The 12,387-nt window shown below is 56.5% G+C and carries 15 protein-coding genes; 9 read left to right on the plus strand and 6 right to left on the minus strand.

Annotated features, from left to right (window positions below; all coding sequences use genetic code 11):
• The first annotated feature begins 37 nt into the window (after window positions 1-37).
• The 5 genes from meaB to SJY13_RS00430 all read left to right on the plus strand — a co-directional run bounded on the left by meaB (window position 38) and on the right by SJY13_RS00430 (window position 3,997).
• Complete coding sequence (gene meaB, locus SJY13_RS00410) at window positions 38-1,015, plus strand: methylmalonyl Co-A mutase-associated GTPase MeaB (RefSeq protein ID WP_377186296.1); 978 nt, start codon at window positions 38-40, stop codon at window positions 1,013-1,015.
• Between the two features lie 110 nt (window positions 1,016-1,125).
• A complete protein-coding gene (locus tag SJY13_RS00415; RefSeq protein WP_377186299.1) occupies window positions 1,126-2,307 on the plus strand; it encodes a Hint domain-containing protein in 1,182 nt (393 codons plus the stop codon).
• 129 nt (window positions 2,308-2,436) lie between these two features.
• The gene (gene rpmB, locus SJY13_RS00420) at window positions 2,437-2,724 is read left to right on the plus strand and encodes a 50S ribosomal protein L28 (protein ID WP_085824580.1); all 288 of its coding nucleotides are present in this window, start codon (window positions 2,437-2,439) and stop codon (window positions 2,722-2,724) included.
• A gap of 403 nt (window positions 2,725-3,127) precedes the next feature.
• Window positions 3,128-3,478, plus strand: coding sequence for a hypothetical protein (locus SJY13_RS00425; RefSeq protein WP_085824582.1), 351 nt, complete (start codon window positions 3,128-3,130; stop codon window positions 3,476-3,478).
• Between the two features lie 45 nt (window positions 3,479-3,523).
• A complete protein-coding gene (locus SJY13_RS00430; protein WP_377186303.1) occupies window positions 3,524-3,997 on the plus strand; it encodes a copper chaperone PCu(A)C in 474 nt (157 codons plus the stop codon).
• A gap of 87 nt (window positions 3,998-4,084) precedes the next feature.
• Here the strand turns inward: SJY13_RS00430 and SJY13_RS00435 are convergent, their stop codons facing one another.
• Together SJY13_RS00435 and SJY13_RS00440 are read right to left on the minus strand one after the other, a co-directional pair.
• Window positions 4,085-4,693 carry an HdeD family acid-resistance protein gene (locus SJY13_RS00435; protein WP_377186306.1) on the minus strand — a complete coding sequence of 203 codons (609 nt, stop codon included), beginning with the start codon at window positions 4,691-4,693 and terminating at the stop codon, window positions 4,085-4,087.
• A gap of 60 nt (window positions 4,694-4,753) precedes the next feature.
• Window positions 4,754-5,449 (minus strand): NAD-dependent deacylase, encoded by a 696-nt coding sequence (locus SJY13_RS00440; protein WP_377186309.1) that lies wholly within the window; start codon window positions 5,447-5,449, stop codon window positions 4,754-4,756.
• A 28-nt stretch (window positions 5,450-5,477) separates the two neighbouring features.
• Between SJY13_RS00440 and SJY13_RS00445 the strand changes: the two genes are divergently transcribed.
• Window positions 5,478-5,921 (plus strand): low molecular weight protein-tyrosine-phosphatase, encoded by a 444-nt coding sequence (locus SJY13_RS00445; RefSeq protein ID WP_377186312.1) that lies wholly within the window; start codon window positions 5,478-5,480, stop codon window positions 5,919-5,921.
• Here SJY13_RS00445 and SJY13_RS00450 read toward each other — a convergent pair.
• A complete protein-coding gene (locus SJY13_RS00450) occupies window positions 5,918-6,859 on the minus strand; it encodes a LysR family transcriptional regulator (protein WP_377186315.1) in 942 nt (313 codons plus the stop codon). The two genes, SJY13_RS00445 and SJY13_RS00450, sit on opposite strands and share 4 nt — an antisense overlap.
• 65 nt (window positions 6,860-6,924) lie before the next feature.
• On the minus strand, window positions 6,925-7,236 hold the full coding sequence (locus SJY13_RS00455) for a hypothetical protein (protein WP_377186318.1): 312 nt from the start codon (window positions 7,234-7,236) through the stop codon (window positions 6,925-6,927).
• A gap of 182 nt (window positions 7,237-7,418) precedes the next feature.
• On the opposite strand from SJY13_RS00455, the gene SJY13_RS00460 reads away from it, so the two are divergent.
• Both SJY13_RS00460 and lepA read left to right on the plus strand, forming a co-directional pair.
• Window positions 7,419-8,432 (plus strand): hypothetical protein, encoded by a 1,014-nt coding sequence (locus SJY13_RS00460; protein ID WP_377186321.1) that lies wholly within the window; start codon window positions 7,419-7,421, stop codon window positions 8,430-8,432.
• 163 nt (window positions 8,433-8,595) lie between these two features.
• Window positions 8,596-10,395, plus strand: a complete 1,800-nt coding sequence (gene lepA / locus SJY13_RS00465; protein WP_377186324.1) for a translation elongation factor 4 — start codon at window positions 8,596-8,598, stop codon at window positions 10,393-10,395.
• A gap of 51 nt (window positions 10,396-10,446) precedes the next feature.
• Here lepA and SJY13_RS00470 read toward each other — a convergent pair whose 3' ends face one another.
• Window positions 10,447-10,920 (minus strand): hypothetical protein, encoded by a 474-nt coding sequence (locus SJY13_RS00470; protein WP_377186327.1) that lies wholly within the window; start codon window positions 10,918-10,920, stop codon window positions 10,447-10,449.
• Window positions 10,913-11,641: a hypothetical protein gene (locus SJY13_RS00475; protein ID WP_377186330.1), complete on the minus strand. Its 729-nt coding sequence runs from the start codon at window positions 11,639-11,641 to the stop codon at window positions 10,913-10,915. The genes SJY13_RS00470 and SJY13_RS00475 overlap by 8 nt, the downstream gene beginning before the upstream one ends.
• A 445-nt stretch (window positions 11,642-12,086) precedes the next feature.
• On the opposite strand from SJY13_RS00475, the gene SJY13_RS00480 reads away from it, so the two are divergent.
• On the plus strand, window positions 12,087-12,266 hold the full coding sequence (locus tag SJY13_RS00480; protein ID WP_085824593.1) for a CTP synthetase: 180 nt from the start codon (window positions 12,087-12,089) through the stop codon (window positions 12,264-12,266).
• Window positions 12,267-12,387: the final 121 nt, after the last annotated feature.

Consider the following 12,387-nt stretch of genomic DNA (forward strand, 5'->3'; position numbering starts at 1 on the left):
CCTTCATCTAGGGCGAAATTCAGATGAGGGGCCGCGCATGAACACCGCTGAGCTGGGCGACAGGATTTTGAACGGGGACCGGCGCGCGCTGGCCCGGGCGATTACGCTGGTTGAAAGCGGTCGTTCTGATCATCGGTCGCAAGCGAGCGATCTTCTGGCCCATGTCGGCAAATCCGGGCGGCAATCGCTGCGTGTCGGCCTGTCGGGCACGCCGGGGGTGGGTAAATCCACCTTTATTGAGAGCTTTGGCATGATGCTGACTGCGCAGGGGCTGAGGGTTGCGGTTCTGGCGGTTGATCCCAGTTCAGCCAGGTCGGGCGGTTCCATTCTAGGGGACAAGACACGGATGGAGCGGCTGAGTCGCGACAGAAACGCGTTTATCCGCCCTTCCCCCAGCCAGACGCATTTGGGTGGTGTCGCCCGCCGTACCCGTGAAGCGATTGTGCTATGTGAGGCCGCCGGGTTTGACGTGGTGCTGATCGAAACCGTCGGCGTCGGGCAATCCGAAACCGTAGTGTCCGAGATGTCGGACCTGTTTCTGTTACTGCTGGCCCCGGCCGGTGGCGATGAATTGCAGGGTGTCAAACGCGGCATCATGGAAATGGCCGACATGATTCTGGTGAACAAGGCGGATGGCGATCTGAAAGCCACCGCCACGCGTACCTGCGCCGATTATGCCGGTGCGCTGCGCCTGTTGCGCAAACGCCCTCAGGATCCGGAAGGGTTTCCAAAGGCGATGACAGTCTCGGCCGTTGAAGAACACGGTTTGGAAGAGGCCTGGGGACAAATGCAATCACTGAGCCAATCGCGCCGGGACAGTGGTTATTGGGACGCAAACCGGTCGGCACAGGCGCAATACTGGTTCGAGCAAGAGGTCCGCGCTGCGCTGCTGGCCCGCCTCGCAACATCCCAGGCCCGGTCCGAGATGGAACGCTTGGGCAAAGAAGTGCGCAAGGGAAATCTGAGCCCCTCTGCCGCGGCGGACACTATGTTGGACACTCTGGTCGCCGGATAGGCAAATACACTGCGGTGTGGCGGCCCGTCATTCGGTCATCGGAAATCATGGACTGTCCGACCTTGCTTTTGATGGTATGCTGAAAAGGCAGACACGCAGGGGTTGTTCGAATGCCCAATATCAATGGGACAAATAACAACGACAACATTGATGTCACAAACAATAGCGGCACCCTGAATGGGGCGCCGCAGGGCTCACCCATCGATAACATCCGGGGCCGGGGCGGCGATGACGACATAAATGTCACCGACAGCACTGTCATTGGCAATGTGGTCGGTAATGCTGGAACGGACACTATCACCATCTCCGGCAGCACCGTCGGCGGGCGGGTAGCGAGCGGGTCAGATGCTGATGTTTTGGATATCAGCGGCTCGACCATCGGGGCCATTCGACTGGGCGGCGGCAACGACACCCTGAATTTCAGCAGCACGTCGGTCGGTCAGGATATCCGCGGCGGTGGCGGCACGGATACGCTGAACCTGCCAGCGGGTACGGTCGTGAACGACGGTATTTTTGGTACCTTCACGGTTTCGGATGGGGTTGGATATTCCGTCTCCAACGGGACGTTCACCTTACCGTCTGGTATCACGGTGACCTATTCGGCATTCGAAAACGGCTCGGGCGTTCCCTGTTTTACCCGGGATACCAGCATCCTGTCGAAAAGCGGAGCACGCCCTATTCAGAGCTTGCAGGCAGGTGACCTGATCGCAACCATGAGCCATGGGATGCAACCCGTACGCTGGATCGGCCGACGCCGGTTTGATCGCACTGCGCTGGGGGGCAATGCCCGGCTGTTGCCAGTGCGAATATTGGCCGGCGCGTTGGGGAGTGGGATGCCGCAGCGCGACCTTCTTGTGTCGCGGCAGCACAGGATGCTGGTGCAGTCCAGGATCGCCGAGAGGATGTTTGGTACAACTCAGGTGCTGATCCCGGCCATCAAGCTGACCGTCCTGCCCGGGATTTACGTCGACGATTCCGTGTCAGAGGTCGATTATTTTCACCTGCTTTTTGATCGCCATCAGGTGATTTTTGCCGAGAAAGCCCCGACAGAAAGCCTGTTCACCGGCATCGAGGCGTTAAAGTCGGTGGGGCCAGAGGCGCGGCGCGAGATCTTTGAGATTTTCCCGGAACTGGCCGAGAATACGCCCGCGCATGAACCCGCAAGATTGATTCCGGAGGGGCGTCAACAGGCCCGCCTGCTTGAACGGCACCGCAGGAACAACAAGCCCTTGTTGCAGGTCCAGACCGGCAGCGTTTCAGCGCAGCATCTTTCGCACAAAGATTTCCGTTGATCCGTCTTGACCCTTCCGGTGATTCCCACTAAACGCATCCAACCAGTTTTCGGGCGCGACTTCGGGTTGTGCCCCTTGTGATTTGGCCGAGGGCGATATGCCTGGCCTCCAGAAACAAAGGAAGAAACCATGTCGCGCCGTTGCGAACTGACCGGAAAAGGCCCGATGACTGGCAACAATGTCAGCCACGCCAAAAACAGAACTCGTCGTCGGTTCCTGCCAAATCTGAACGACGTCACCCTGCAGTCGGAAACCCTGGGTCGTGGCGTCAAGCTGCGTATCTCGGCGGCTGCCCTGCGCTCGGTTGATCATCGCGGTGGTTTGGACGCGTTCCTGGCAAAAGCCAAGGACGACGAACTTTCCGCTGCCGCACTGAAAGTAAAAAAGGAAATCGCCAAGGCTCAAGCCGCGGCCTAAGTCCTTACTTTCAGATTTGAATTCGACCCTGTACCCTTTGGTGCAGGGTCTTTTTGTGTGCGGACTGTTCCCGGAGCGGAAATAAATTTGCCACAAAGGTGAAATTGTTCACATACGCTGCGCTTCGACTGCCATATGTTTGTTCATATTCATCTGGCGGAGTTCAGTCTCATGTCTTTCAAATCATCTGGTTTTCTCTCCCTGTTGGCTGCTTTTTTTGGCAAAACTTTTGGGGCATGCGTTCGAATGCAACGCCAGGTTAACAGGTTGCATACCAGCCTGACCAAAGGGTCCGTCAAACGTCCTGAACTGGACAGTTGACACATATCTCCTGACCCCGGGCTTCAGGCGTTTTCGATTGCGCTTGAAGCCCGCTTTATGTCCGGCCTATACCAACTCCAGGATGAAACCCGTTCTAAACAGAATTCTGCCATTGGTGCTGTCTCTGCTGGTTGTTTTGACCGGACAGGGGGTGGCCGCGTCGCGCGGAATGGACCGGGCGGTGGGTCATATGGTGCTGTGCACAGGTACCGGGCCAGTGGTTGTTTACGTGGATGCCGAAGGGCAGCCGACACAGGCCCCCCATTTCTGCCCCGATTATGCGCTGACATTGCTGGGCGCGATTGCGTTGGCAGACCCGGTATTGCCCACAGCGCCAGAACACACGCATCCGGCCCCTTTACGTGGGGCAGGCAGTCTTATTGCATTGCCGCTTCCGTTCAGGCCGGCGCGGGCACCTCCGGTGATGATCTGATCCGTTTTTTGTACTTTTCAGACACTTGAATACAGGAGAGGTGCTATGTCCCTCACATCCAAACTGCTTGCTACCCTTACAGTTGCAACTCTGACCACTGCTGCGTTTGCGCAGGATACAATAACCATCGAAGACGCCTATGCCCGGTCGTCCGGCAAAACCGCCAAGGCGGGGGCTGCATTCATGATGATTCAGAACTCTGGTGATGCTGACGATCGCCTGATCAGTGTCGAATCCGATGCAGCGGCCCGGGTCGAGCTTCATACCCATGTGATCGACGCCAACGGCGTGGCCAAGATGATGGAAGTTGAGGAAGGCTTTGTCATTCCTGCCGGGGACATGCACATGCTGAAACGTGGTGGAGACCATGTGATGTTCATGGGGCTGACCGGCCCGTTTGAGCAGGGCGCGACTGTCCCTGTCACGTTGGTGTTCGAGAATGCTGGTGAGGTAGCGGTTGAAATTCCGGTTGATCTGGAGCGGAAAGACGCAGGTGGTCACGGGTCACATTCGAACTGATCTACGTCTGTTTTCGGGCCCCTTCGCGGCCGTCATCCATACGTCAGGCCGGGCTTCGCCCGGCCTGCTTGCGTTGCGGCTTGGAAATCAGCGGTTTACAACCTTCATTGCAACCCGGTCATGCGCGCGTTTAAAGCGGGCGGTCAGCCAGAACATAACCACAGCAAATGCAAGGGCCGAGAATGCGATGGCCCAGCCCAGCGCTACCATCCCGGTGCCGGGCCAGAAGATTAGTGCCAGGCCGATGATCAGGGCCAGAATTCCTGAGTTCCGCACCGTCGGCGCATCCGGATTTCGGTCGGGCATTTGACGCCATGCCATTATCGATCCAATGCCTACAATCAGAGCCCAGGCACCCAACAAGAAGAAGGTCAGCTTTGCCACACCCTCGGGCCAGACCAGCAGAACCAGCCCGATCAAAAGAGCCCCGATACCAACACCACCAATCAAGCCCCGGCGCCCAAAGCCCAGCAATGTCAGGCCACCGTCCAAGATGAGCAGCAGCCCGACCAAACGCAACAGCAAGGATATGCTGCTGGTCGGCCAAAACAGAGCCGCGATCCCCAGTAAACCGGCCAGGATCCCGCGCAGCAGGAAAGTCCACCACAGGTTGGTCAGCTGATCACCCAGCGCGTCACGATCGCGCAGCACGGCGTCATCAAGGATTTCTTCGTGTGGGGGTTGGGGGTCTGTCATTAGGGTCTCCGCGATTGTCATGCCTTCAGTATAAACGACAAAAAAGGCGTGTGTCTTTGGTTAGTGACGGCCCAGCAACCCGTCTACCCAGCGCGGGACAGTTTCGGTGGCTGGGCCAAGAATGACCTCGTCAAAGCTCGACATGCCGGTCGAGGGGGCGAGATTCAGTTCAACCGTTCGCGCGCCTGACATGCTGGCGTCGTGCACGAAGGCGGCGGCGGGGTAGACCTGACCCGATGTACCAATCGCAGCAAAGATCGCGGCACCGCTCAGATGATCATAAATGGCGTCCATATGATATGGCATCTCGCCAAACCATACTACGTCGGGCCTCGCTGTAGGGGCCGCGCATGCTGGGCAGGGTTCGTCCACGGACATTTCGGGCGGGGCGGTCCAGCGATGGGCGCAGGCGCCGCATAAAGCGCCGGCAAGTGTGCCGTGCATATGAATGACGTTTTCGGCCCTGACAGCCTCGTGCAGGCTGTCCACGTTTTGGGTGACGATCACAACCTCTCTGGGCCAGTGGCGCTGCAACCGAGCCAGCGCCTTGTGCGCTGCATTTGGCTGTGCCTTAGCGGCCTGAGCGCGGCGAGCGTTATAGAACCCATGCACCAGGGCGGGATCGCGGGCAAAGCCTTCGGGTGTGGCGACATCTTCGATCCTGTGCTGTGCCCACAAACCACCTTCGTCGCGGAACGTGCCCAGCCCGCTTTCGGCAGAAATCCCAGCCCCTGTCAGAATGACGATCTTTTCCATATCCTCTCCACACGTTACACCTTGACCCATGAGCCACCGTATCCTGTTTGTCTGCCTGGGCAATATCTGCCGTTCTCCCGCCGCTGAGGGCGTCTTTCGCGCCCGCGCACCGCAACACACCACCGACAGCGCCGGGACATCCGGTTGGCATATCGGTGATCCGCCCTATGGACCGATGCAAAATGCGGCTAGGGCCCGCGGGATCGTGATAGGTGATCTGCGGGCGCGGCAGTTTGTGGCCGACGATTTTGACAGGTTCGATCTGATCATCGGTATGGACGCCAACAATATCGCCGATATCGAGAGTATGCGGCCCGTGGGCATCGACACCCCGGTTCGCCTGCTAACGGACTTTGCATTCAGTACCGATGCCGACCACGTGCCTGACCCGTACTATTCGCGCGACTTCGACGGCGCGCTGGATCTGATCGAAGCTGCGGTCGAGGGTCTGGACGCGCATCTGCGCACTTAACTCATCACCTTTAACTGGCCGTTCAGCCAAGGCAGTTGCATCAATGCCGGATCGATGATCTGACTGCGCATCAGGCGGCGCATCATTTGTGCCACCTCTTGCGGAACCTGATCGGACCAATCGGTGCGGGTAAATAGGGAAATCGTCCGCGCGAATTCGCCAAACGGGGCAGGGTGCACCTCGAGGCTGTCGTGGAACCGTGTTGCGCGCATGTATCCCAGCGGCGTCGTGATCGCCCAACCCAGCCCACGTGCCACCATCGCCATCAGCGCCAGATGCGAACCGATCTCGAATCGCTCCTCGAAATCCAGTTGCTGACGGGCCAGATGGTTTTCGATCTGGCGGCTGATCAGCTGTTCGCGGGCATAGCGCAGAAAGGGCAGGTCCTGAGTGGCCTTACCGAAGCCCTTGGGTGTGACCAGAATGAACGGGTCCTGAACCAGAGGGTACTCGACCACGCCCTCCAGTACTTCTCCGGAATGGGCCGAGACCACCATATGCAGGCGTTGCGCCTCGAGCTCGGCGAACAGGTCCAGGCTGGACAGGGTGATCAATTTAAATTTCGACCGGGTCAGGCTGTCGGCCAGCAGCGTGGCAAGCCGAGGGGTCAGGTCATTGTCGAAATCGTCGATCAGCCCGATTGAGAGCGTAGCAAGATGGCCCAGATCCATCACGCTCAGCTCGCTCTGGGCGATTTGCAATTCGGCAAGAACGGCCTCGGTTCGGGCCAGAAAGCTGCGCCCGGCTTGTGTCAGCCGCATTGGACGGCGCCCGTGATCCACCAGATCGGTGCCCAAGGCTTTTTCCAGGTTTCGCAATTGTTGCGACACCGAGGGCTGGCTGAGCCCGGTGATATCCGCGGCCTGTGCCACCGATCCTGTCCGCGCCAAGGCTTCGAACACCTCGAGCCCGCGCAGGGTCAGCCCTTTCATCACCATCAGACATACCTTTCGCTGCGCCTTTTTTGCGGTGCGGCGAGTGTCAGGTCAAGGATTGAAAGGGGTTAGCTACAAACAGCTTGCGCCATCTGACCGAAGTTCTGATAGCGATCCCACAGCGCATCATCACGTGCGGACTGTGACATCTTCAGTTCTTGCGCCTGATGCGGGTCGCTGAACCATTTGGCGACGGTTTTCTGATCGCTGTTGGTCAGCGCCTGATTGGCCACCTGCTGTATGCAGTTGCAGCGTGCCCGCGTCGCAGCCGACCTGTCCGATGCCAGACATGCCCGCTTGATCACCGCCGCCTCGACCGTTGCCGGAGCGACCGCCGAAATCGAAGTGGCGCAAAGTGCAATTAAAAGGAACTGTTTCATGCTCTTGCCTCGTGTTTGCCTGCCCGGACGGGTCTGATGCCCCTCTCGGTCTGCGGCGGAGTATGAATCAAACGGGGGGCGGGATCAATTGTTTTGACAGGTCAATCAAACGGTGTTGATTTGACAAGGATGCAGCCGTCGCATCGAGGCGAATACGAACATTCAACTCAAGGGGTGGGGAATTGATTTCTGTAAAAAGTTTACTTGTGTCAGCCGCACTTTGCTTGTCTCCGATAATGGTTGTGTCAGATGTGCCTTCTTTGCAGGGCGAAGACGCGCCGGAGTTTATGGAAGCGGTGCAGGCGTGGTCGGATGGTGAAGACTTGGCGGCGTTGCAAAGCTTGTCTGAACAGGCGCAACAGGGGAATGCCGCAGCTCAGATATTACTGGCGAGCATTGCAAGCCGGAGCAGCTTTCATGTGCATGTGACGTCCGAAATGGATCGCAAGGAGCGTATTGCCCTGTTGCGAAAACCCGGCGGTTTGTCCGGTAAATCATGGCTCACAGAAGCGCAAAATTCTGAGCCTTTAGCCCTTGCCTTACTGCAAGTTGCTAAGTTCGAGAATAAGGCGCCTGCGATCGCAGTATTGGTCGAACTTGGTGAGCCAATTACAGCAATGCTTGCAGCGCAATCCATGCTCCACGGCGGTGAAGGGGCAGATTTGGTTGACGTTTTGCAAGGCCTCGACCACAAACTGCCAGAAGAAGCCAGCATCTTCTTGTACTGGGCGCTGTACCTGCAGAAATATAGTTCGGACGGTTCCAATCATGGAGGTTCGGCATCGCTGGCCTGGCTGAATACCGGAGATGACCGATTCATGTCTTCCGAATTAGCTTGGGGCATATTTTCGCCAAGAGAATTGATTAGTGACTCCGACGTCAGGGAAGCTGCGACTAAACTTAGCCCTGAGATAGTGGCTTGGACCCCCATTCGTAACTTTTGCAACAATTTCTGTGCGGATGAAGTGCCCGATTGTACCATCACTGCTGCCGCGTTGCTCTCCTCTCCTTACTCTCCGAGAAGCCCGCTACAGAGCTTGATAACCAATGAAGATTATTGGTCGAGTGACCGCATTGAAGGCGACGTCGCACGTTCAATCATAGACATCAGGGATTGGGAGTTTGATTCAGAATATTCATATAATCAGTGTTTCACATCCAACATGCGAGAGCTTCAGCGAGCGCATTGGCCATAAACTGGCGCGTCACTTCAAGACAAGTTGAGCTCTGGCATCAAGTGTGAATCTAAGTATGTTTCAAGAGCCGATTTGTGTGCAATTGGCCATGAGATTGCTTTGGTCATCGCAGATCGTCTTGAACCATTGACCACAGCTCATTTCCGACGCATATCCCCAACCCATGACAGACCTCGCTCATATCCGCAATTTCTCCATCGTCGCGCATATCGACCATGGCAAATCCACCCTTGCTGACCGGCTCATCCAAGAGACCGGGACAGTCAAGGATCGTGACATGAAGGAACAGCTGCTCGACAGCATGGATATCGAGCGCGAGCGCGGCATCACTATCAAGGCCAACACGGTCCGCATCGATTACACCGCCGACAATGGCGAGCAATACGTGCTGAACCTGATCGACACCCCCGGCCATGTGGACTTCGCCTATGAGGTCTCGCGGTCGATGCGCGCGGTTGAGGGCTCGCTGCTGGTCGTGGATAGCACCCAAGGGGTCGAGGCGCAGACGCTGGCGAATGTCTATCAGGCCATCGACGCCGATCATGACATCGTACCGGTGCTGAACAAGATCGATCTGCCCGCGTCCGATTGTGACCGCGTGGCCGAACAGATCGAGGATGTGATCGGCATCGATGCGACCGACGCCATTCAGGTCAGCGCCAAGACCGGGCAGGGCATCCACGAGACGCTGGAATCCATCGTCACCCATCTGCCGGCGCCTAAAGGCACGCTCGACGCGCCGCTCAAGGCGATGCTGGTCGACAGCTGGTACGACGCCTATCTCGGCGTCATCGTTCTGGTCCGCATCATGGATGGCACGCTGAAAAAGGGTATGCGGGTCAAGTTCATGTCGAACAACACCCTGCACCATGTCGACCGCGTCGGTGTCTTCCGCCCCGAGATGGAGATGGTCGACAGCCTCGGCCCCGGTGAGATCGGTTTCCTCACCGCCTCGATCAAACAGGTCCGCGACACCCGCGTCGGCGACACCATCACCAATGACCGCAACGGCACCGAAGTGGCGCTGGACGGCTTCAAACCCGCGCAGCCGGTGGTGTTCTGTGGCCTCTTCCCCGTCGACAGTTCCGAATTCGAAGACCTGCGCGATGCGATCGACAAACTGGCGCTCAACGACGCCAGCTTCAGCTTTGAAATGGAGACCTCGGCCGCCCTTGGCTTTGGCTTCCGCTGCGGTTTCCTGGGCCTTCTGCACCTTGAGGTCATCCGCGACCGGATTGAGCGCGAATATGATATCGAACTGATCACCACCGCGCCGTCGGTGATCTATCACGTCTACATGAAAGACGGCGAGATGATCGAGCTGCACAACCCCGCCGACATGCCCGACCCTTCCAAGGTCGACCATATCGAGGAACCGCGCATCAAGGCGACCATCCTTGTTCCGGATGAATTCCTGGGCGACGTGCTGAAACTGTGTCAGGACCGCCGCGGCATCCAGCAGGACCTGACCTATGCGGGCTCGCGCGCGATGGTCGTCTATGACCTGCCGCTGAATGAGGTCGTCTTTGACTTCTACGACCGCCTGAAATCGGTGACCAAGGGCTATGCCTCGTTTGACTATCAGATGACCGGCTATACCGAGGACGCGCTGGTCAAGATGTCGGTGCTGGTGAATGATGAGCCGGTCGACGCGCTGTCGACCATGGTTCACCGTGACCGGGCCGAGATGCGGGGCCGGGCGATGTGCGAAAAGCTCAAGGACCTGATCCCGCGCCACATGTTCAAAATCCCGATCCAGGCCGCCATCGGAGGCAAGGTCATCGCCCGCGAGACCCTCTCGGCGCTGCGCAAGGACGTGACCGCCAAATGTTACGGAGGCGACGCCACGCGGAAACGCAAACTGCTGGACAAGCAGAAAGCGGGTAAGAAGAAGATGCGCCAGTTCGGAAAGGTGGATATCCCGCAGGAAGCGTTTATTTCGGCGTTGAAGATGGATAGCTAAGAGTTGGCTAATAGGGCGATGGTAAATCGCTGTTCAATGTGAAGCAGCGAATTATAGGTCATTTCTGGCTAGGTTTTCGGGCAACGAAATCTCTTCGCGAATATCGATCTTCAAACGAATGTACCCTGCATCTCCAAAGTAAGCGAAGTCCTCGGTTTCAAGATGTGTGACCCGATAGACCATAAGTTTGATGTACGCTGGCAAAATTGCGTGTCCAGAATAGATCAAGCGGATATTGCTCCACTTTTCTGAGCGCAGTTTTTCAAATAGTTTTGAGAGTTTATCGACCATATGCGCCTTTACAGTGGTGCTATCGGTTGTGTCGATGTTGCCCACGGAAAACAGAAATTTTTCACCTTCAATCAAATTGGCGGGAATGCGGTGCATGGTTTCATCGGGAACGATAGTCAGAGTTTTTCCGCTCTCTTTTTTCATTGAGAGCAATTCGAGAAGCCTATCTTTGCTATTGCTGCCCAGATACTTTTTGACGGCCATTATCACTTCTGCGTCTGGTTGATCAGCCATTTTCGTAAGCTCTCTTCAAGTCGTTTGTGTAAAACTCGTACAGGAATCCGTTGTTAGAGAATTTGGTTGCAGGTACATTCGTTCTTCCGGTGGAAACGGTGTTTTCTACTACGTATACACAATGGTCAAAAATCATCGCTGAATATCTCGGGATACCGTTGATAAACTTCACCTCCAAGTTGCTATTTTCTGCGTACCTTTTCTCCCAATCTTCGATAATTTCGTAGGCAGCCTGTATCGAGCTTTCATGCCAACCAAGTTCCTTCATGCATGCAATTGTGGGTGATTGTGGGTTGAGGAAGATTAGAGTTACTTGCCCTCCCGAAGAGGCGATGTGTTCGATTTCGGCGCGGTATTTCTTTATGTTTTCCGTTGAATAGGAGAAGAATGCAGTAAAATTCCGAGTCCTTCGAAAATCTTCTGCATAGTTAATGTCGCGTGAGTTACTGATGCACTCAGTAATCCCGCTGTGAAAGACACTCGTACTTCCTACAACTTTTTCGAATACTTCCTCAAACATTCTACGTTTCGACTGGTTCTCGAAGTAGAAGCTTACAATCGCCGAGATGACCAAGAAAGTTCCCAGAGTTGAGCAGGCTGTTGATACATCAAAATGCAGGAAGTCGAATTTTGTGACTTCATCAGCGGACAATATTACGAGAAGCAGCCCCAAAATAACGAGAATTGCCGTCCATAACTTGTTGCTCAGTTTTGAGATCATAATGGACCCTCATTTCAACTTTTTTTGTTAATGTATGCAGAGGTTTGAATGCTAAACCTAGTCCGTGTAATCGACAAGAGAGAGTAAGCGTTTGTTAGTAGATTGCCAATACTCAGTTAAAGTGATCTGACCCACAACCCGATACCGCTGGGCCGCGCCGACCTGCCCCCATGGGGCGGCGCGTTTGCGCCACCCCTCGGGTCGGCGCTGCCCTCCGTTCTGCTGATCATCCGTTGCGCTGCCCGTGACGCCGCAAGACTCCGCCCGTTCGGCCCTGAGGGCTCCGACCGTTCGAAAGCGAAACCATCCCCCGGATGGTTTCCGGGAAGCTTTCTCAAGCCACTGGACCGTTTCCAAGACGGGCCTCACTCTGACCCAGATCAAAGACCGCATGCGCTCTCACTCCTAGGATCCGCGAAAGTAGAATCCTTGAAATGAGGCCCCCATGCTTCCCCTGATGTTGATCGTCCATATCTTCCTAGGCTCCACCCTTGCCGGGTCCGCTGTCATTGCGGTTCTGTCCATGGGCTACACCACGCTGACCCCCATCCTGATCGCTGCGGGCGCAGGGTTTGTGGCGGCGTTCCCGGCCTCGTATCTGGTGGCCCGTAAAATGGCGGGCTGACCCCTAGGCGAGGTCAATGGGTTGGGCCACGTTGTGCGGCGTTCTAGACTGCCCAGCTCGAACCCCACTGTGACCAACCTCACAGCCTCCGCTTGGCCCACCTGCTATTGTTGACGGTACG

The organism is Ruegeria meonggei (assembly GCF_042768335.1).
Lineage (GTDB): Bacteria > Pseudomonadota > Alphaproteobacteria > Rhodobacterales > Rhodobacteraceae > Ruegeria > Ruegeria meonggei.

Coding starts and splice junctions, on each gene's coding strand:
- SJY13_RS00450 (WP_377186315.1), bottom strand. CDS start 6,859: ATGGTGATGAAAGGGCTGACCCTGCGCGGGCTCGAGGTGTTCGAAGCC.
- lepA (WP_377186324.1), top strand. CDS start 8,596: ATGACAGACCTCGCTCATATCCGCAATTTCTCCATCGTCGCGCATATC.
- SJY13_RS00470 (WP_377186327.1), bottom strand. CDS start 10,920: ATGGCTGATCAACCAGACGCAGAAGTGATAATGGCCGTCAAAAAGTAT.
- SJY13_RS00445 (WP_377186312.1), top strand. CDS start 5,478: ATGAGCCACCGTATCCTGTTTGTCTGCCTGGGCAATATCTGCCGTTCT.
- SJY13_RS00415 (WP_377186299.1), top strand. CDS start 1,126: ATGCCCAATATCAATGGGACAAATAACAACGACAACATTGATGTCACA.
- meaB (WP_377186296.1), top strand. CDS start 38: ATGAACACCGCTGAGCTGGGCGACAGGATTTTGAACGGGGACCGGCGC.
- SJY13_RS00480 (WP_085824593.1), top strand. CDS start 12,087: ATGCTTCCCCTGATGTTGATCGTCCATATCTTCCTAGGCTCCACCCTT.
- SJY13_RS00435 (WP_377186306.1), bottom strand. CDS start 4,693: ATGACAGACCCCCAACCCCCACACGAAGAAATCCTTGATGACGCCGTG.
- SJY13_RS00455 (WP_377186318.1), bottom strand. CDS start 7,236: ATGAAACAGTTCCTTTTAATTGCACTTTGCGCCACTTCGATTTCGGCG.
- SJY13_RS00440 (WP_377186309.1), bottom strand. CDS start 5,449: ATGGAAAAGATCGTCATTCTGACAGGGGCTGGGATTTCTGCCGAAAGC.
- SJY13_RS00475 (WP_377186330.1), bottom strand. CDS start 11,641: ATGATCTCAAAACTGAGCAACAAGTTATGGACGGCAATTCTCGTTATT.
- SJY13_RS00430 (WP_377186303.1), top strand. CDS start 3,524: ATGTCCCTCACATCCAAACTGCTTGCTACCCTTACAGTTGCAACTCTG.
- SJY13_RS00425 (WP_085824582.1), top strand. CDS start 3,128: ATGAAACCCGTTCTAAACAGAATTCTGCCATTGGTGCTGTCTCTGCTG.
- rpmB (WP_085824580.1), top strand. CDS start 2,437: ATGTCGCGCCGTTGCGAACTGACCGGAAAAGGCCCGATGACTGGCAAC.